Annotated in this window: 20 protein-coding genes; 10 read left to right on the top strand and 10 right to left on the bottom strand. The window is 63.5% G+C overall.

What is annotated here, in order from left to right:
- Positions 1-6: 6 nt before the first annotated feature.
- The gene (locus tag U0S50_RS08410; RefSeq protein ID WP_322308331.1) at positions 7-1188 is read right to left on the bottom strand and encodes an efflux RND transporter periplasmic adaptor subunit; all 1182 of its coding nucleotides are present in this window, start codon (positions 1186-1188) and stop codon (positions 7-9) included.
- Positions 1189-1355: 167 nt separating this feature from the next.
- The gene (locus U0S50_RS08405) at positions 1356-2243 is read right to left on the bottom strand and encodes a LysR family transcriptional regulator (RefSeq protein WP_322308330.1); all 888 of its coding nucleotides are present in this window, start codon (positions 2241-2243) and stop codon (positions 1356-1358) included.
- Positions 2244-2340: 97 nt separating this feature from the next.
- Between U0S50_RS08405 and U0S50_RS08400 the strand changes: the two genes are divergently transcribed.
- From U0S50_RS08400 to mmsB, 10 genes are read left to right on the top strand one after another with little or no spacing between them, the layout of a single operon-like run.
- Complete coding sequence (locus U0S50_RS08400; protein ID WP_322308329.1) at positions 2341-3834, top strand: CoA-acylating methylmalonate-semialdehyde dehydrogenase; 1494 nt, start codon at positions 2341-2343, stop codon at positions 3832-3834.
- 7 nt (positions 3835-3841) lie between these two features.
- Complete coding sequence (locus U0S50_RS08395) at positions 3842-4780, top strand: polysaccharide deacetylase family protein (RefSeq protein WP_322308328.1); 939 nt, start codon at positions 3842-3844, stop codon at positions 4778-4780.
- A 44-nt stretch (positions 4781-4824) separates the two neighbouring features.
- On the top strand, positions 4825-5388 hold the full coding sequence (locus U0S50_RS08390; protein ID WP_322308327.1) for a hypothetical protein: 564 nt from the start codon (positions 4825-4827) through the stop codon (positions 5386-5388).
- A 30-nt stretch (positions 5389-5418) separates the two neighbouring features.
- Entirely contained in the window at positions 5419-5724 is a 306-nt protein-coding gene (locus U0S50_RS08385) for an I78 family peptidase inhibitor (RefSeq protein WP_322308326.1), read from the top strand.
- A complete protein-coding gene (locus U0S50_RS08380) occupies positions 5717-6148 on the top strand; it encodes a RidA family protein (protein WP_322308325.1) in 432 nt (143 codons plus the stop codon). The genes U0S50_RS08385 and U0S50_RS08380 overlap by 8 nt, the downstream gene beginning before the upstream one ends.
- 13 nt (positions 6149-6161) lie before the next feature.
- The gene (locus tag U0S50_RS08375; RefSeq protein WP_322308324.1) at positions 6162-7307 is read left to right on the top strand and encodes an acyl-CoA dehydrogenase family protein; all 1146 of its coding nucleotides are present in this window, start codon (positions 6162-6164) and stop codon (positions 7305-7307) included.
- Between the two features lie 8 nt (positions 7308-7315).
- Positions 7316-8359 (top strand): enoyl-CoA hydratase/isomerase family protein, encoded by a 1044-nt coding sequence (locus U0S50_RS08370; RefSeq protein WP_322308710.1) that lies wholly within the window; start codon positions 7316-7318, stop codon positions 8357-8359.
- A complete protein-coding gene (locus U0S50_RS08365) occupies positions 8356-8517 on the top strand; it encodes a hypothetical protein (RefSeq protein WP_322308323.1) in 162 nt (53 codons plus the stop codon). Before U0S50_RS08370 ends, U0S50_RS08365 begins: the two co-directional genes overlap by 4 nt.
- A gap of 42 nt (positions 8518-8559) precedes the next feature.
- Positions 8560-9342, top strand: coding sequence for an enoyl-CoA hydratase-related protein (locus tag U0S50_RS08360; protein WP_322308322.1), 783 nt, complete (start codon positions 8560-8562; stop codon positions 9340-9342).
- A gap of 1 nt (position 9343) precedes the next feature.
- On the top strand, positions 9344-10219 hold the full coding sequence (gene mmsB, locus U0S50_RS08355) for a 3-hydroxyisobutyrate dehydrogenase (RefSeq protein WP_416194974.1): 876 nt from the start codon (positions 9344-9346) through the stop codon (positions 10217-10219).
- A 31-nt stretch (positions 10220-10250) separates the two neighbouring features.
- Here the strand turns inward: mmsB and U0S50_RS08350 are convergent, their stop codons facing one another.
- The 8 genes from U0S50_RS08350 to U0S50_RS08315 all read right to left on the bottom strand — a co-directional run bounded on the left by U0S50_RS08350 (position 10251) and on the right by U0S50_RS08315 (position 19161).
- Positions 10251-10478: a hypothetical protein gene (locus U0S50_RS08350; RefSeq protein WP_322308321.1), complete on the bottom strand. Its 228-nt coding sequence runs from the start codon at positions 10476-10478 to the stop codon at positions 10251-10253.
- A 153-nt stretch (positions 10479-10631) separates the two neighbouring features.
- On the bottom strand, positions 10632-12665 hold the full coding sequence (locus U0S50_RS08345; RefSeq protein WP_322308320.1) for a 3-hydroxyacyl-CoA dehydrogenase NAD-binding domain-containing protein: 2034 nt from the start codon (positions 12663-12665) through the stop codon (positions 10632-10634).
- 112 nt (positions 12666-12777) lie between these two features.
- Positions 12778-13980 (bottom strand): serine hydrolase domain-containing protein, encoded by a 1203-nt coding sequence (locus tag U0S50_RS08340; protein WP_322308319.1) that lies wholly within the window; start codon positions 13978-13980, stop codon positions 12778-12780.
- A gap of 13 nt (positions 13981-13993) precedes the next feature.
- Positions 13994-14797 (bottom strand): SDR family NAD(P)-dependent oxidoreductase, encoded by an 804-nt coding sequence (locus U0S50_RS08335; protein ID WP_322308709.1) that lies wholly within the window; start codon positions 14795-14797, stop codon positions 13994-13996.
- Positions 14797-15573, bottom strand: a complete 777-nt coding sequence (locus tag U0S50_RS08330) for an SDR family oxidoreductase (protein ID WP_322308318.1) — start codon at positions 15571-15573, stop codon at positions 14797-14799. The genes U0S50_RS08335 and U0S50_RS08330 overlap by 1 nt, the downstream gene beginning before the upstream one ends.
- Positions 15570-16637 (bottom strand): phosphotransferase family protein, encoded by a 1068-nt coding sequence (locus U0S50_RS08325; RefSeq protein ID WP_322308317.1) that lies wholly within the window; start codon positions 16635-16637, stop codon positions 15570-15572. Before U0S50_RS08325 ends, U0S50_RS08330 begins: the two co-directional genes overlap by 4 nt.
- A 49-nt stretch (positions 16638-16686) precedes the next feature.
- Complete coding sequence (locus U0S50_RS08320) at positions 16687-17778, bottom strand: Zn-dependent alcohol dehydrogenase (protein ID WP_322308316.1); 1092 nt, start codon at positions 17776-17778, stop codon at positions 16687-16689.
- Between the two features lie 90 nt (positions 17779-17868).
- Positions 17869-19161 carry an acyl-CoA dehydrogenase family protein gene (locus tag U0S50_RS08315; RefSeq protein WP_322308315.1) on the bottom strand — a complete coding sequence of 431 codons (1293 nt, stop codon included), beginning with the start codon at positions 19159-19161 and terminating at the stop codon, positions 17869-17871.
- Between the last annotated feature and the right edge of the window lie 77 nt (positions 19162-19238).

Genomic DNA, 19238 nt, shown 5'->3' with positions numbered 1-19238 from the left:
GGCGGGCTATTTGTCCTTCGCCTGGCCCTTTGCCGCGGGCGCGCCGATCCGTTGCGGGCTGCTCGCCGGGACGGGACGGATGCTCGCTCCCTGGCGCAGATTGCCGAGCCCCTGAGTGATGACCCGTTCGCCCGGTTCCAGCCCGTCGGTAACGACCCAACTGGTGCCGGAGGTGCGGGCTGCGACGACCTTGCGCCTTTCCGCCTTATTGTCTGCACCGACCAGATAGACAAAGGCCGATCCGTCGAAATCGCGTTGCAATGCGGGCTGTGGGACCAGCATCGCACTGGGATCGGTAGCCTGGTCGAACAATGCGGTCACGAACATGCCGGGCAGCAGCAGTCCCTTGGGGTTGGGAAAGCGCGCGCGCAGCGTGACGGTGCCTGTCGCCTCGTTGACTGTCATTTCGGAAAATTCGACCGTGCCAGCAAAGCCGTAATCGCTGCCATCCTCCAGCCGCAATCGTACCGATGTGCCGCCGGGACGGGCGCTGCCATTATCGAGCGCCAGTCGCAGCCGGGTGAGCTCGGCGCTCGACTGCTGCATATCGACATAGATGGGATCGATGCGCTGGATCAGCGCGAGCGGATCGGCCTGACCGGCGCTGACCAGCGCCCCTGGGGTCGCAAGGCTGCGCCCGATACGGCCGCTGATCGGCGCCGCGATGGTGGCATAGCGCAGGTTGATCCGCGCGGTTTCCAGCGCGGCGGCATTTTGCGCGACCGATGCGCGCGCGACGCGCGCCTGGGCCCGCGCATCGGTAAAATCCTGTTCGGCGACCGCCTGCATCCTGGCGAGCGGTTCCAGGCGCCGGGCTTTTTCCTCGGCGGCCGCGGCGCTTGCTTGCGCGCTTGCCACATTGGCGGAGGCCTGATCAACCGCGGCTTTAAAAAGGCTGGCATCGATCTGATAGAGCGGCTGCCCGGCGCGCACGAAACCGCCTTCGACAAACAGGCGGCGGCGAATGATGCCTCCAACCTGGGGACGGACTTCGCTTGATTCAAAGGCGACAGTACGCCCGCCGAGTTCGGTCGCGACGGCCACGGCTTCGGTCTTCACGGTGATGAAACCGACCTCCGGCGTGCCGCGCCCTCGGCCGCCATCCTGATCCTTTTCGGCGCAGGCCCCGAGCGACAGGGCGGCGGCGCACAACACCCCCGCAAGGAGCAGCGGCCTCTTGTCCAGCATAAGCGAATTATCTCGTCACAGGCCGCAGAATGCGGCGATCCGTCGGCTATTCAACCGATCATCATAGGGCTTGCAAGCGCTTTAAGGGTTTTGCGACAAACTGCGACAATTTCACCGAAAAAGAAGGGGGCGGGGTGTTCGGTCCGCAAAGGCGCGTTGTGCGCGCGTCATTCGGGAAGGAGCAGTGTCCGTCCCTTGTGCACTTCGGCGTCCAGCCAATCGATGAAGGCGCGAATGCGCGGCTGGCGTGCGACGTCGCGGTGCAGCGCCAGCCAGAAACTGCGGCTGATCGCCTGGTCGGGGCGCAACCGGACCAGCGCGGGATCGCCCGCAGCGAGGAAACAGGGCAGGACGCCGATCCCGGCGCCGCCCGCGATCATTCGTCGCTGCGCCAAAATGCTCGACGATCGCACCCCGGCACGCAGGCCGGGTTCGATTTCGCCGAGATAGTCGAGTTCGGGGGCATAGAGAATGTCGGGAACATAGCCGACGATCGGGATGCTCGTGCGCGACAGGGGCGTTGCCGCGGCCGCGGCGTGCCAGTCGTGCCGGTCGGCGGGGGCGTAAAGGCCGAGGCTGTAGTCGGCGAGCTTGCGGGTGATCAGTGGTCCTTTGCGCGGGCGCGCGAGCAGCACGGCCATATCCGCCTCGCGCCGCGAGGGGTTTAGAAAGCCTGATGAGGCGACGAGGTCGATTTGCAATTCGGGATGCGCCGTGACGAAGGTCGCGATCCTGGGGGCGATAAAGCTGTTGCCGAACCCTTCGGACACGCTGACGCGCAACTGCCCCGACAGGGCGCTGCCGCCTTCGTTCGCCGAATGAATACGCGCTGCCGCGGCCGCCATCGCCTCGGCGTGGGGGACGAGTGCGCGGCCTGCGGCCGTCAGGGCGAAGCCTGATGGCGCGCGTTCGAACAGCGTCTGCCCCAGCTTTTCTTCCAATGCGCTGACCTGGCGACTGACCGTTGTTGCATCGACGTGCAGCGCCTGGGCGGCGCGCGCCAAGGTGCCATGGCGCGCGACGAACAGGAAATATTGCAGCTTATCCCAACTCATAACCTGCAAATATGCAGTTTAAAACTGCAAGTCTATCCCTTGCAATCGGCGCCGGCATCGTCTGTGGCTATGTCGATCAGATACGGGAGATTCGACCATGCGACAGATCGGCCATCATATTGTGGGCGGAGCCGGGGGCGTGGGTCGCCTCAGCGACGTTCTCGATCCCAATAACGGCGGGGTGCAGGCGCAGGTCGCACTCGGCGACGCGGCGCTGCTTGATCGCGCCGTCGCGGCGGCAAAGGCAGCGCAGCCCGCCTGGGCTGCGGTCAACCCGCAGCGCCGCGCGCGTGTGATGTTCGAATATAAGCGGCTGGTCGAGGCCCATATGGACGAACTCGCCCAGATGCTGTCGGCCGAACATGGCAAGGTGATCGCCGATGCCAAGGGCGACATCCAGCGCGGGCTGGAGGTCGTCGAGTTTTGTTGCGGTATTCCGCATGTGCTGAAGGGCGAATATACCCAGGGTGCCGGGCCCGGCATCGATGTCTATTCGATGCGCCAGCCGATCGGCATCGGTGTCGGTATCACCCCATTCAACTTCCCCGCGATGATCCCGCTGTGGATGGGCGCGGTGGCCACCGCGGTCGGCAATGCCTTCATCCTGAAACCCAGCGAGCGCGACCCGTCGGTTCCGGTGCGCCTTGCCGAGCTTTTTCTCGAGGCCGGAATGCCTGAAGGCATCTTCCAGGTCGTTCATGGCGACAAGGAAATGGTCGATGCCATCCTGGATCATCCCGACATCGGCGCGGTCAGCTTCGTCGGATCGTCGGACATCGCCCATTATGTCTATGAACGCGGAGTGCGCGCTGGCAAGCGGGTGCAGGCGATGGGCGGTGCCAAGAACCACGGCATCGTGATGCCCGACGCCGATCTCGACCAGGTTGTCAGCGACCTTACCGGTGCCGCCTTCGGCTCGGCGGGCGAGCGCTGCATGGCGTTGCCGGTCGTCGTACCGGTCGGCGAAGACACCGCGAACCGATTGCGCGAAAAGCTGGTCCCGGCGATCGAGGCGCTGCGCGTCGGCGTATCGACCGACCCTGACGCTCATTATGGTCCGGTCGTGACCCAGGCGCACAAGGAAAAGGTCGAGGGCTGGATCGCCAAATGCGCCGAAGAAGGCGCGGAACTGGTCATCGACGGCCGCGGCTTCACCTTGCAGGGGCATGAAAAGGGCTTTTTCGTTGGCCCGACCCTGTTCGACCATGTCACCCCCGACATGGAAAGCTACAAGGAAGAAATCTTCGGCCCCGTGCTGCAAATCGTCCGCGCCCCCGATTTCGAAACCGCGCTCGAACTGCCGTCGAAGCATCAATATGGCAACGGCGTTGCCCTGTTCACCCGCAACGGTCGTGCCGCGCGCGAGTTTGCCGCACGCGTCAATGTCGGCATGGTCGGGATCAACGTGCCGATCCCCGTGCCCGTCGCGTATCATACCTTCGGCGGCTGGAAGCGCTCGGCTTTCGGTGACACCAACCAGCATGGCATGGAAGGCGTCAAATTCTGGACGAAGGTGAAGACGATCACCGCGCGCTGGCCTGACGGTGCGCCCGACGGCGGAAACGCCTTCATCATTCCGACGATGGGCTGACGCCGCCTTGCTGCGGCGCCTCCTTCTTCCGCTGTTGGTCCTGTTGCTGCTACCTGTTCCGGCGGCGGCACAGAAACGGATCGCTTTGTCATTCGATGATGCGCCTGGCGACAGGGGGCCTTTCTTCACGACCGAAGAACGGACCGAACGCATCATTCGTGAGCTGCGGGAGGCGGCTGCGCCGCAGGCTGTGTTTTTCGTTGTGCCGGGCGCGATCGGCCGGGGCGACGGAATAGGGGGCGATCGGCGTATCCAAGCCTATGTCGATGCGGGGCATGTGATCGCGAACCACAGCAACACGCATCCCCCTCTCAGCGAGATCGAGGCCGACGCCTATCTGGCAGATATCGACGCGGCGGAAGGGTGGCTGAAAGGCCGCCCGGCCTATCGCCCGTGGTTTCGTTTCCCCTTTCTCGATGAAGGTGGGCAAGATCGGAGCAAGCGCGATGCGATCCGGTCCGGATTGACTGCGCGGGGGCTGCGAAACGGCTATGTGACCGCCGATGCGTGGGATTGGCACCTGGAAAATCTGTCGCGCGAAGCCATGCAGGCGGACAAGCCGGTGGACAGAACCGCGCTGCGCGACCTTTACCTGCGCTGGCGTGTCGAGGCCGCCGATTTTGCCGACGCCATGATGCAGCAACTGGTCGGGCGGCAGCCGGTTCAGGTGATGCTGCTCCATGAAACCGACGTGACCGCACTTTATGTTGGTGATCTCGTTCGCGCGCTGCGTGCGAGCGGCTGGACGGTGGTTTCCGCCGATGAGGCCTACGCCGATCCGATCGGTGCGCTGGTGCCGGATGCTCCGACTGCGGGCGGCACACTTGTAGAGGCGATAGCCGCCGAGCGTGGCCTCTCAGGGCCGCGTCGCTATCACTACAATGATATCGAGCGCGGCGCCGACCTATACCATATGGCGGTTCTGGGCGAAGGGGTCGGTCAATGAAACCAGTAGCCGGGCCCGGACATTCTACTTCCTCAAGGAGGAAGATGATGAAGCAATGGACAATCCCGGCCCTGTTATTGCTCGGGGCCTGTAGTGACAGCGAGAGTGAACGGGCTCCGGCCGAGGTGGCCGATGACGGTGCCGCTACTGCTGCTCGCGACGTGGTGCCGGGCGAAAATGCGCCGTCGTCCATTGCTCCACCGACCGTTCCCGATGCCGATCTTGCTTACGCCGCGGATCCGGCTGTGCGGGCTCCTGCTGCACCTGACGCCGGTATTGGCACTGGCGATCGCGCCATTCCGGCGGCCATTCAGGGGCGTTGGGCGCTGAAGGCCGAAGATTGCGCCGCGCGCAAGGGGACCGACCTGACGGCCCTGGTAATAGACGCCCGGACGTTGCGCTTTTTCGAATCGGCCGGGGATCTGGTGCAGGTGCGCGACCGCCGAGCGAACCGCATCGTTGCCGATTACAGGTTCAGCGGCGAAGGTCAGGAATGGCATCAAATGATGCTGCTCGGTCTCGCCGATGGCGGAAGGGTGTTGGTGCGCCGCGACTATGGCGAGGGTGCCGATCCACAGCCGCTGCGTTATACTCGCTGTGCCGCCTGACCGGCAAAAGGAAGAATAGGAGAGTAGAGCATGGATATTCGCTGGATTTTCGCCGCAACCGCCCTGCCGCTAGCCGCCTGTGCCGGAGGCTATGGCGCCGCCGAACCCGAAACGCCGTCCGCGCCCGCCGAAATGACCTGCAACGCCGATGTGGTGCAGAGCCATGTCGGCCATCGCGCAAGTCCGGAAATGGGTGCGGCGATCCTCAAGGAATCGGGGGCACGTACGCTGCGCTGGGGCCCGCCGCGCAGCGCAATGACGATGGACTATCGCCAGGACAGGGTGAATGTGATGTATGACGACGCCTATACCATCACGCAGGTTTCGTGTGGCTGACGCTGAAGCGGCCGCTTGCGACCGCGCAACCCTGTCTTCGGCATCGCCCTATGAGCCGCTCTATGGTTACAGTCGGGCGGTGCGGACAGGGAACCGTATTACGGTCGCCGGAACCGCGCCGATCGAACCCGACGGGTCCTCGACCATCGGCGATGCCGAGGTGCAGGCTGCGCGTTGCCTGGCGATCATTTTCGATGCGCTGGCGGCACTCGGCGGCAGTCCTGCCGACGTCGTGCGCACACGCATGTTCATCACCGACGCGGCCGACGCCGACCGCGTCGGCCGTGCGCATGGCGCGGTGTTTGGCGAGATCCGCCCCGCCGCGACGATGGTGGTCGTGGCGGCCCTGCTGCGCCCGGAATGGAAAGTTGAAATAGAGGCCGAGGCCATTCTGCCGCACAAACCAACGCCCGCATGGCGATAGAGAAAAGACGACAATGACCGACCAGTTTCAGCTTACCGATGATCAGCGTGCCATTCAGGATATGGCGCGCAAATTCACCGCCGACGCAATCACTCCATTCGCCGCCGAATGGGACGAAAAGGCGTATTTTCCGCGTGAGGTCATCAAGCAGGCGGCCGAACTTGGTTTCGCTGCCATCTATGTCAGCGAGGAATCGGGCGGCATCGGCCTCGGCCGGCTCGAGGCTGCGCTGATCATGGAGGCTATGTCCTATGGCTGTCCTGCGACCAGCGCCTTCATCTCGATCCACAATATGGCGAGTTGGATGATCGACCGCTTCGGCGGTGATGCGGTAAAGGCGAAATTCTTGCCGGATCTCGTCACCATGGACAGGATGGCCAGCTATTGCCTCACCGAACCCGGCTCGGGCTCCGACGCTGCGGCGCTCAAGACCAGTGCAGTGCTGGAAGGCGACCATTATGTGGTCAATGGCACGAAACAATTCATCTCGGGCGCCGGGGTCAATGATATCTATGTGACGATGGTACGGACCGGCGCGCCGGGACCCAAGGGTATTTCGTGCCTGGTCATCGAAAAGGACATGCCGGGGGTCAGCTTTGGCGCGAAGGAGAAAAAGCTCGGCTGGAATGCTTCGCCGACCGCGCAGGTGATCTTCGACAATGTGAAGGTGCCGATTGAAAACCGCGTTGGCGCCGAAGGAGACGGCTTCCGCTTTGCGATGGCGGGGCTCGACGGCGGCCGCCTCAACATCGGTGCCTGCTCGCTCGGTGGCGCGCAGCGCTGTCTCGATGAAGCGATCGCCTATACCAAGGATCGCCAGCAGTTCGGCCAGCCGATCTCGGATTTCCAGAATACCCAGTTCATGCTCGCCGACATGGCGACCGAGTTGGAGGCGGCGCGTGCGCTCCTTTATCTCGCCGCGGCCAAGGTGACCGCGAACGCCCCCGACAAGACGCGCTTTTCGGCGATGGCCAAGCGGCTTGCAACCGACGGCGGCTCGAACGTCGTCAACAACGCGCTGCAGCTTTTCGGCGGCTACGGATATCTGAAAGACTATCCGATCGAGCGCTTCTGGCGCGACCTGCGCGTCCATTCGATCCTCGAAGGGACCAACCAGGTGATGCGGATGATCGTGGGAAGGGACTTGCTGCGCCAATGACCGCCAATATGACCGACGATGTGCTGATCAGTGTCGATGGCCGGGCTGGCCGTATCGCACTCAACCGCCCGCGCGCGATCCACGCGCTTAACCTCGCGATGTGCGAAGCCATGATCGCGGCGCTTTCGGCCTGGCGCCACGATGATGCAATCGAGGCGGTGATCATCGAGCATAGCGAGGGGCGTGGCTTCTGCGCCGGGGGCGATATTCGCATGCTCGCTGAAAGCGGGGCGGGCGACGGCAAGGAAGCGCGTGCCTTTTTTCACACCGAATACCGCCTCAATCATCTGCTCTTCACCTATGAAAAGCCCGTCGTCGCCTTCATGGACGGCATCACCATGGGCGGCGGTGTCGGGATTTCGCAGCCTGCCAAGTATCGCGTCGCGACCGAACATACGCGCTTTGCGATGCCCGAAACTGGTATCGGTCTGTTCCCCGATGTCGGCGGCGGCTGGTACTTGCCGCGGCTTGAAGGCCGGGTGGGCTATTATCTCGCGCTCACCGGCGCGCGGCTCGACGGCGCCGAATGCCTCGCGCTGGGGCTTGCGACCCACTATCTGTCCTCCGACCGGCTTGCCGAGGCAAAGGATCGGATCGCCGCGCACCCCGACCGTATTGGCGGAATATTGGGTGAATTGTCGGTGACGGCGCCGCCCGCCGCAGTGATGGCGCATCTCGATAGGATCAACCGGCTGTTCGCGGGTGATCGATACGAGGATATTCTGGCCGCGCTCGAAGCCGACGGGTCGGATTGGGCGCAAAAGGAACGCGACACGCTCGGCACCAAATCGCCGCAGACGTGCAAGGTCGCGCTGCGTCAGCTTCGCGAAGGGGGCGCCATGCACGACTTTGCCGCCGAAATGGCGCAGGAATATGCGATCGGCAGCCGTGTCGTGGGCATGCATGATTTCATCGAGGGCGTGCGCGCGCTGATCGTCGACAAGGACAACAGCCCGAAATGGGATCCGCCGACTCCGGAAGCGGTCACCGAAGACTGGATCGACGCCATCTTTGCCCCGCTGCCCGACGATCGGAAATGGACGCCGCTGTGACATTTCGTAGCCCGATCGATCTTTTTCACGCGGTTCGCAAATGCGGGTTGGCCGAAATCGTCGCCGACCCGTTCGACGAACCGATTCCCTATGGCAATCGCCCGACATCGACCGTTGAGCCGCACGAACATGCGACGCCCGCGCATTTGCAGCGATAGCTGCAGAACATCGACGCCCACCGCTGAGAGCAGGATAGATATATGACCTACGAAACCATTGCCGTCGAACAGCGCGGTGCCGTCACGTTGGTGACATTGAACCGTCCACAGGCGCTCAATGCGCTCAACTCGCAAGTGCTCGATGACCTGATCGCCGCCTTCGCCGCCTTCGAAGCCGATCCGGAACAGCGCTGTGCCGTGCTGACGGGTTCGGGCGACAAGGCCTTTGCCGCAGGCGCCGACATCAAGGAAATGGCCGACAAGCCCGCCGCCGATTTCTACCTCGAAGATTTCTTCTCCAAATGGACAAGCGATTTCGTGAAAAAGATACGCAAGCCGTGGATCGCTGCGGTGAACGGATTTTCTTTGGGCGGCGGCTGCGAACTCGCGATGATGGCCGACTTCATTATCGCGAGCGACAAAGCGAAATTTGGCCAGCCCGAGATCAAGCTTGGCGTAGCGCCGGGCATGGGCGGATCGCAGCGACTGACCCGCGCGATCGGCAAGGCCAAGGCGATGGAGATGTGCCTCACCGGCCGGATGATGGATGCCGCTGAAGCCGAACGTGCGGGCCTGGTCGCTCGCGTCGTCGAGCACGCGAGCCTTGTCGAGGAGGCGATGAAAACCGCAGCCCTGATTGCGTCGATGCCGCCGATGGCTGCAATGGTGAACAAGGACATGGTCAACGCCGCCTTTGAAACGACTCTCGATCAGGGCCTGATCTACGAACGCCGCCTGTTCCAGATACTCGCCGCGACCGAAGACAAGGCCGAAGGCATGGCGGCCTTCATCGAAAAGCGCGAAGGCGTGTGGAAGGGGCGGTAACATGAAAATCGCATTCATCGGATTGGGCAATATGGGCGGCGGCATGGCCGCGAACCTTGCAACGGCGGGGCATGAAGTCCGCGCGTTCGACCTCAGCGAAGAGGCGCTCGCGCGCGCCGCTGAAGCCGGCTGCGCGCGAGCTGCGTCGGCGGCCGAAGCCGTTACGGGCGTCGGGGCGGTTGTGACGATGCTGCCCGCAGGCAAGCATGTTGCGGGCGTCTACGAAAGCGACGTCTTCCCGAACGCCGCGCCAGGCACGCTGCTGCTCGATTGTTCGACAATCGATGTCGCGACGGCGCGCGCCAATATCGAGGCGGCGACCGCCAAGGGTCTCGTCGCGGTCGACGCACCGGTATCGGGCGGCATCGCGGCCGCCAACGCGGGAACGCTGACCTTCATGGTCGGTGGCACCGATGAAGGTTTTACACGAAGCCAGCCCATCCTTGCAAAGATGGGCAAGGCGGTGATCCACGCCGGCGATGCGGGCGCGGGGCAGGCGGCGAAAATCTGCAACAACATGCTGCTCGGCGCGTCGATGGTCGCGACCTGCGAAACGCTGGCGCTTGCGCAGAAGCTCGGACTCGATCCGCAGAAATTCTTTGATATCGCCAGCGTGTCGTCGGGGCAATGCTGGTCGCTGACCAGTTATGCACCGCTGCCCGGCGTCGGGCCGACGACCCCTGCCGATAATGATTACAGGGGCGGTTTCGCCGCTGCGTTGATGCTCAAGGATTTGCGCCTGGCGATGGAGGCCGCATCCAGCGTTGCCGCCGATGTGCCGATGGGAAGCCGGGCGCGCGAATTGTATGAGGCGTTCGTCGAGGCTGACGCCGATGGCCGTGATTTTTCCGCGATCATCACGACATTGCAGAAATAGGCCTGATATCCGCCAAGCGGCGGGACGGCGGTCAGTAAAAGTCCGCGGTTTCGCCGCCGTCGCGCCGCTGGGTGCGATGAGTATCGATCGGCGCGGACGGCGTGCTGCTCCGGACTTCCAGTCGGCCGTCCACGCGCCGCACCTCTGCGGGCGCCAATATGCGCGCGCGCGCGCTGCCGACAGCGCTTGCCTGTGGCGGTGGAGCGGGGGGCGCGGCGGGAGTGGCCGCAGCCAGCAGCAGGATGGAGGTAAGCGGCATGGCGTTCATGCTCTGCCCTAACGGCAGATGCTGCCAGCGCTTTAACCGAGAATCGTAACTTTTCCGCGCGGAGAAACCGCCGTTGCGGGACAAGAAAAGGCCGCCCGCCCCGTATCGGGACAGGCGGCTGTCATTTCGTAAGCGGTTACGGGATCAGAAACCCGATTTCGCCGCCGCCTTTTCCTTCAACAGCGGCGCGACTTCGAAGCCATGTTTCTCCAGCGCCGCGGCGATCTTGTCCGTGCCTTCGAGCCCCGCCCAGAACATCGGTCCGCCGCGATAGACCGGCCAGCCATAGCCATAGATCCACACGACATCGATGTCGCTGGCGCGCTGCGCCTTGCCCTCTTCGAGGATCAGCGCACCTTCGTTGACCATCGGGTAGAGGGTGCGCTCGATAATCTCCTGATCGCTGATTTCGCGCTTTTCGATTCCGGCCTTCGCGCGGAACTGGTCGATGATTTCGGCGACCCGTGCGCTTTCGCTCGGGGTGCGCTTTTCGTCATAATCGTAAAAGCCCGCCTGCTTTTTCTGGCCCCAGCGGCCCTCGGCGCACAGCGCATCGCGGATATTCTCGATCCGGTTGGGGTCGCGGTGCCAGCCGATGTCGACTCCGGCGAGATCGCTCATCTGGAACGGGCCCATCGGCATGCCGAATTCGACATGCACCTTGTCGACCTGCGCCGGGGTGGCGCCTTCCATCAACAGCTTCATCGCTTCCATCTGGCGCGGTTTCAGCATCCGGTTGCCGATAAAGCCGTCGCACACCCCCGCAACCACCGCGACCTTGCCGATCTTCTTGCCGACCGCCATGGCGGTGGCGAGGGCGTCGGGGGCGGTCTTCTCGCCGCGTACGACTTCCAAGAGCTTCATCACATTGGCGGGCGAGAAAAAGTGCATGCCCAGGACATCGCCGGGGCGGTTCGTCGCGGTCGCGATCTCGTCAATGTCGAGATAGCTGGTGTTCGACGCAAGGATCGCGCCGGGCTTGGCGATTTTGTCGAGCTTGCCGAAAATGTCCTTCTTGACGTCCATATTCTCATAGACCGCCTCGATGATCAGGTCGCAGTCGGCAAGGTCGTCGAGGCTGAGTGAGGGGGTGATCAGCCCCATCATCGCCTCGACCTGTTCGGGCTTGAAGCGGCCCTTGGCGGCGCTGGCATCATAATTCTTGCGCACGACGCCGAGCCCGCGGTCGAGCGCGTCCTGTTGCATCTCGACGATCGTGCAGGGGATGCCCTTTTGCAGAAAGTTCATCATGATGCCGCCGCCCATCGTCCCGGCGCCGATGATGCCGACCTTCTTGATGTCACGCAGCTGCGTGTCCTTGGGCAGGCCGTCGATCTTTGCCGCCTGGCGTTCGGCGAAAAAGATATGGCGCTGTGCCGCCGACTGGCTGCCGAACATCAGCTTCATGAACTGTTCGCGTTCGAAGGCGAGCCCTTCGGCGAACGGCAGGCGCGTCGCCGCCTCGACACAGGCGAGGTTCGCATAGGGAGCCTCGAACCCGCGCCAGCGCTTGGTGTTCGCGGCCTTCAACTGTTCGATCACCGCGACGTCACCGAACACTTCGCGTTCGCGGGTTGGGCGCGGACCGTCGGTGATTTTCGCGCGGGCAAAGGCGACCGCATCGGCGGCGAGGCTGTCCTCGCCCGCCAGTTCGTCGACCAGCCCCATTTCCTTCGCCTTGGGGGCGGGGACGGGGTTGCCGGTCGAGGTCATCGTCGCGGCGGCTTCGACCCCGACGATGCGCGGCAGGCGCTGGGTGCCGCCAGCACCGGGCAGCAGGCCGAGCTTGACTTCGGGCACGCCGAGCTTGGCCGAGGGAACGGCGACCCGGTAATGACAGACGAGCGCTGTTTCGAGCCCGCCGCCGAGCGCCGTGCCATGGATCGCCGCGACCACCGGCTTGGGCGAAGCTTCGATCATGTTGAGCACGGCGTTGAAATCGGGACCGCGCGGCGGCTTGCCGAATTCGCTGATGTCGGCGCCCGCGATGAAGGTCGCACCGTCGCAGCGCAGCACGATCGCGTTGATGCCATCATCGGAGATCGCGGCGGTGAAATGATCTTCCAGCCCCTGGCGGACATGCCAGGAGAGGGCGTTGACCGGAGGATTGTTGACGATGATGACGGCGACATCGCCATCCTTTTGCATCGTGACGCTGACGGGGGTATCTTCAGACATGGAAGGCTCCTCTAAATTTTTCCATTCGTGTCGAGCGAAGTCGAGAAGCGTCTAGCGCTGCGTTCGACGTGTCTCGACTTCGCTCGATACGAACGGTGGTTGGGTTTTCAAATCAATCGTCGAGCGCGGCGTGGACAAGTGTCTTGACCTCGCGCCGCACCGGATAGGTGGAAGATGGCATCAGCTGGGTCATGAACACCATGCAAATGTCTTCGACCGGGTCGACGAAAAAGCCGGTCGAGAACATGCCGCCCCAGTAGAAATCGCCCGCTGATCCCGGAATGCCGGTTCGTGCGGGATCGAGCGTCACGGCGAAGCCCAGGCCAAAGCCGACCCCGGCATTCTCATCTTCGCTGAAGATGCCGACGCTGTGCTGGGTCAGGTCGCCGCCGCCGACGAGGTGATTGGCGGTCATCAGCGCCAGCGTCTTGCGGCTGATGATCCGCGTGTCGCCAAGCTTGCCGCCGCCGAGCAGCATCAAACAGAAACGATGATAGTCGGAAAGCGTTGAGGCCAGCCCGCCGCCGCCCGAATGAAAACTGCGTTCCTTGGCCCAGCGGCTGCGTTCGCCGCTGTCGAAAAGCTTCATCTTCTCTTTGGGATCAAAGGCATAGCAGTCGGTCAGCCGGTGCTGCTGGTGGGCGGGCACCTGAAACCCGGTGTCTGCCATGCCGAGCGGGGCGAAAATTCGTTCCTGCAAAACCCGGGCAAAGGGCTTGCCCTCGATCCGTTCGATCACCGCGCCCAGCACGTCGGTCGCCATCGAATAATTCCAATGCGCGCCGGGATCGAACTGGAGCGGGATTCTGGCCAGCGCCGCGATGAAGCTGTCCATCGTGTAATCGGCGTCGAAATCGTCGATCCGGGTCTTGCGATAGGCGGCGTCGACCGGTGTCCGCTCCTGAAAGCTGTAGGTCAGCCCGGCGGTGTGGCGCAAAAGATCGACCATGCGGACGGGCTGCGCCGGCGGCCGGGTCAGAAAGGGGGCGTTGCCGCCGCCTGCGACAAAGACGCCGGTGTCCGAAAACTCCGGGCAAAATTTCACCAGCGGATCGGACAGCGCGACCTTTCCTTCCTCGACCAGCATCATGAAGGCGATGCTGGTGATCGGCTTTGTCATGCTGGCGATGCGGAAGATCGCATCTTCCTTCAGCGCTTCGCCGGGCCGTGCTTCGCCGATGCACGACAGATGTGCGATCTCGCCGCCGCGCGACACAAGTGTTGCCGCATGCGGCAGGCGCCCCGTATCGACATATTTGGTCTTCAGCAGCGCTGGAATGCGGTCCAGCCGGGCGGGGTCGAAACCAAGGCTCATGGTCTATCCTGTATCAATGCGACGTCTGGCCAAGCAGTTGGCGCGTCACCGGGTGCGAGCTGGTAAGGCCGCCGTCAACCGCAATTGCCTGTCCGTTGACATAGCTTGCCTGATCGCTGGCGAGGAACAGCGCAACATTGGCGAGCTCCTCAGGCTGCGCGGCGCGCTTCAGCGGGTTCAACTGGCCCAGCTTATCGGTGACGCCCTTGTTTCGGGCATAGTCGAAGGTCGGCTTGGTCATGCCGGTCTCGGTCAAGCCAGGGCACACCGCGTTGACGCGTACGCCGCTTGTGGTCAGCTGCTGGGCGGATGTCTTGACAAGGTTGATCACCCCCGCTTTCGAGGCCGAATAGGCGGCGGGGCCAGCGCCCGAGTTCAACCCGGCGACGCTGGCGGTCAGCACGATTGCGCCGCCGCGACCCTGATCGACCATCGCCTTGCCGGCATGCTTCACCATTAACGCTGGGCCGATCAGATTGACGCGCAGGGTTTCGGCCCAGGCGGCGGGGTCGAAGTCGAAAATGCCGCCCATGTCGCCGATGATTCCGGCGTTGGCGAAGGCGACGTCGATCCCGCCATAGCTTTCCTTCGCGGCGGCGACGAGCCGAGCGACATCGGTCTCGACCCCCGCGTCGATTTCCAACGCCACCGCTTCACCGCCTGCATCGCGCACGGCCTGCGCGGTTTCGTGCACAGCGGCGCTCTTGTCGCCCAGCACCAGTCGCGCGCCCTCGGCGGCAAAGCGCAGCGCGCTCGCGCGGCCGATACCCGAGCCGGCGCCGGTGATGATTGCGATCTTGCCGTCCAACGCGCCCATCATGCGCCTCCCGAAATCGTGGCTCCGCCATCGCACACGATGGTCTGGCCGGTGGTGAAAGCTCCCGCCTTGCTTGCAAGGAAAACGGCGGCACCCGCAATTTCGTGCGGCTCGCCGATCCGCTTCAGCGTTGCGGCGGCGGTCGATCGCTTGAGATTTTCCGGATTTTCCCACAATGCCCGCGCCATGTCGGTGCGGATCAACCCCGGAGCGATGCAGTTGACGCGCACGCCCCGCGGTCCGAACTCGACCGCGAAATTGCGCGCGACCTGCATGTCGGCGGCCTTGGAAATGCCATAGGCGCCGATGATCGGCGATCCCTTTAGCCCTCCGATCGAGCTGATGATGGCGATCGACCCTTCGCCGCGTTCGAGCATTTCGGGGGCGACCATCGCGATCAGCCAGTGGTTGGACAGGATGTTATTGTCCATGATCTTGCGAAACTGCTCGTCGCTGATGCCGAGGCCGGGGCCATAATAGGGGTTCGAGGCGGCGTTGCAGACCAGCGTGGTGATCTTGCCAAAGGCGGCGCGCGTTGCGCCGACCAGATGATGGAGATCGTCCTTCGACGAAATGTTGGCGGCGACCGCGATCGCGGTGCCTTCGCCATGGCGGGCATTGATTTCAGCCGCCGTCTGGTCGCAGGCGTCCTGCTTGCGGCTCGAAATCACGACCTTGGCGCCTTGTTCGGCCATCGCCTCCGCGGTCGCCTTGCCGATGCCGCGCGACGATCCGGTGATCAGCGCGACATCGCCGGTCATGTCGAACAGGCTCATGCGCCGGCCTTTCGTGCAAATTCCCACGCCTGCGCCGCCAGCGGCCGGACGCGCTCCGACATCGCCTTGGCCTGGGCGGAGGATGCGGTGCCGTCGATGACGCGCTTCTTGATCCCCTGGATGATCCCGGCAAGGCGGAAGAAATTATAGGCGAAATACCAGTTCATGTCCGGTACGCCGTCGCGTCCCGTCGCGGCGCAATAGCGTTCGACCACCTCGTCCAGTTCGGGGATGCCGAGCGCGGCGCGGTCGATGTCCATCACCCCCGACCGGCCACCATTTTCGGTAACCCATGCCATCGCGACATAGGTGAAATCGGCAAGCGGATCGCCCAATGTCGACAATTCCCAGTCGAGCACGGCCAGCACCTCGGGCCGGTCATGCGCAAAGATCATATTGTCGATGCGATAATCGCCGTGGACGACGCTGGTGCGCGTCTGTTCGGGCAGGGTGGCGGGAAGGAAGGCGATCAGCCGCTCCATCTCGTCCATCGTTTCGGTTTCCGCGAGCCTGTACTGTTTGGTCCAGCGATCGACCTGGCGACCGAAATAATTGCCGGGCTTGCCATAATCGGCCAGGCCAGCCGCTGCGACATCGACATTGTGGAGCGCGGCGAGGGTGTCGATCATCGCGAAATAGGTCGCACGGCGACCATCGGGGGTCGCTCCCGGCATTGCGCCGTCCCAGATGGTGTGCCCGTCGACCATCGCCATCACGTAGAACCAGCTGCCGATGACATCGTCGTCGGTACACAACCCATATTGGCGCGCGACCGGAAAGCCGGTCTTATGCAGCCCCGCCTGGACCTTATATTCGCGGTCGACGGCATGGGCCGACGGCAACAGCTTGCCGAACGGCTTTCGGCGCAGGACGTAATTTCCCGAAGGTGCGGAAATCTTGTAGGTCGGATTCGACTGACCGCCGGCGAACTTGCGCTGGGTTAGTGGTCCTTCGAACCCCGTGACATGGGCCTCCATCCATGCGGTCAGCTTCGCTTCGTCAAGCCGATCGGTCCCTTCGGGGTCGACGGTGCCGCTAAAGGCCTTTTGGGCGTCGATGGTCATGGCAAATCCTTCCCGCGAAACGGGACGGAACGCATGGCATCCCCTCCCATCACTGGTTGAACACGATCACCGACCGCGCGGCGTCGCCCTTCTTCATCTTGTCGAACCCGTCGTTGATCCTTTCGAGCGGGATCGTTTCGGCGACGATCGAGTCGAGATCGAGCAACCCGCGCAGATAGAAATCGACCAGTCGCGGAATATCGACGGGAAAACGGTTGCCGCCCATGATCGCGCCCTGCAATTTCTTGCCCGACAGCAGGTCCATCGCTCCCAGCCCGACCTTTTCGGTAAGCGGCATCATGCCCAGGATCGTGGCAGTGCCGCCGCGACGCAGCGACGCGACCGCAAGGCTCGCCGAAGCCTGCCGTCCGACCGCCTCGATCGCATGGTCGACCCCGCCTTTGGTCATTTCGACAATCTGCTTTGCGGCATCGTCGGCAAGCGCGTCGACCACGTCGGTCGCGCCGAGCTTTTTGGCGAGTTCACGTTTTTCGGGGACGGGGTCCGCGGCGATGATCCGACCCGCGCCCGCGATTTTCGCGGCGTTGATCGTCGCGAGGCCCACTCCTCCGCAGCCGACGACCGCGACGGTTTCTCCGGGCGTCACCTTGCAGGCGTTGAAGATGGTGCCCGCGCCCGTCGTCACGGCACAGCCGATCACTGCGGCGCGGTCGAGAGGCATGTCGGGGTCGATCGCGACGCAGGCATGTTCGTGAACCAGCATCACCTCCGCAAAAGCGCTGAGGTTCAGCATCTGGCCGACCGGAGAGCCATCGGGACGGGTGATCCGCGGGGGCGCACCTGCGGGACGGCGCGTGTCACCGCCCAGGCACAGTGACATGCGGCCAGTGACGCAAAATTCGCAGTGTCCGCAAAAGGCGCTGAGACAGGTAACGACAGCATCGCCGGGCTTTACCGTGCGCACCTCGCTGCCCACCGCTTCGACGATCCCGGCGGCTTCATGGCCGGGAATGGCGGGCAGCGGGTGTGGGTAGGCGCCGTCGATGAAATGCAGGTCCGAATGGCACAGGCCGCAGGCGGCGGTGCGGATGCGCACCTCGTGCGGGCCGGGGTTGTCGATAATGACATCCTCGACCGACAAGGGTTTTCCGGCTTCGATCAGGATCGCGGCTTTGGTCAATTTTCCATCTCCGTTCGGTTCGAGCGCAATCGAGAACCGTTGTATGTCACCGTGTCTCGATCGCGCCCGACACGAACGGCGTGTCCTGGATTATCGTGAAACCCCGATGTCGCCTGACGAGAATCCGGCCTCGCTCGCGGCGGCCGAATGCTTCGCCAGTTCGATCCGCGAGATGGCCCGGGCATGGACCTCGTCCGGTCCGTCGGCCAGGCGCAGCGTGCGTTGACCGGCATACATTTTGGCAAGGCCGAAATCCTCGCTGACGCCGCCGCCGCCATGCGCCTGGATCGCATCGTCGATGATTTGCAGCGCCATGTTCGGCGCCTGCACCTTGATCATTGCGATTTCGGCCGCGGCCGACTTGTTGCCGACCTTGTCCATCATGTCCGCCGCCTTCAGACACAGCAGGCGCGTCATTTCGATATCGATGCGCGCGCGCGCGATGCGCTGTTCCCAGATGCTGTGTTCGGCAATCGTCTTGCCGAAGGCGACGCGCGACTGCAGCCGCTTGCACATTTTTTCGAGTGCTTCCTCGGCAACGCCGATGGTGCGCATACAATGGTGAATGCGGCCCGGCCCCAGGCGCCCCTGGGCAATCTCGAACCCACGGCCTTCGCCCAGCAGCATCGCCTCTTCGGCGTTGACGCGGACATCCTTTATGGCGATTTCCATATGGCCATGCGGCGCGTCGTCATAACCGAAGACGGGCAGATGGCGTTCGATGGTGATGCCGGGCGCGTCGAGCGGTACCACCAGCATCGACTGCTGCTGGTGGCGCTTGGCGCCGAAATCGGTCTTGCCCATCACGATCGCAACCTTGCAGCGCGGATCGCCTGCCCCCGACGACCACCATTTGCGGCCATTGATCACATAATCGTTGCCGTCGCGTTCGATCCGCGTTTCGATATTGGTTGCGTCGGACGATGCGACCTGCGGCTCGGTCATCAAGAACGCCGACCGGATTTCGCCCTCCATCAGCGGCTTGAGCCATTTGTCCTTCTGGGCGCGGGTGCCGTAACGGTGGAACACCTCCATATTGCCGGTGTCGGGCGCCGAACAGTTGAAGACCTCGCTGGCGAAGCCGATGCGTCCCATTTCCTCGGCGCACAGCGCATATTCGAGATTGGTAAGGCCGGGTCCTTCGAACGCGAACGTCTCGTCGACATGGTGGTGTGCGGCGCTGCGCGGCGGCATGAACAGGTTCCAAATGCCCGCGGCCTTTGCCTCGGCCTTCAGATCCTCGACGATCTGGATCACCTTCCACCGTTCGCCCTGCGCATCCTGCTCCTTATAGGTGGCGACGGCGGGCCGTACCTTGCGCTCGATGAATTCGCGCACGCGGCCCTGCCAGTGCTGCTGCCGGTCGGTAAGGTCGAAATCCATCGCGTGCTTCCTTCTCTCTCTTTCCCTTTACGTTCACGTAAGCTTGTGGACCGATTCGCCCCCCTTTGCCAAGTCCC

Source organism: Sphingopyxis sp., from assembly GCF_034380315.1.
Lineage (GTDB): Bacteria > Pseudomonadota > Alphaproteobacteria > Sphingomonadales > Sphingomonadaceae > Sphingopyxis.
Note: the sequence above shows the minus strand (reverse complement) of the source record. Positions and strands in the feature narration are given on the sequence as shown.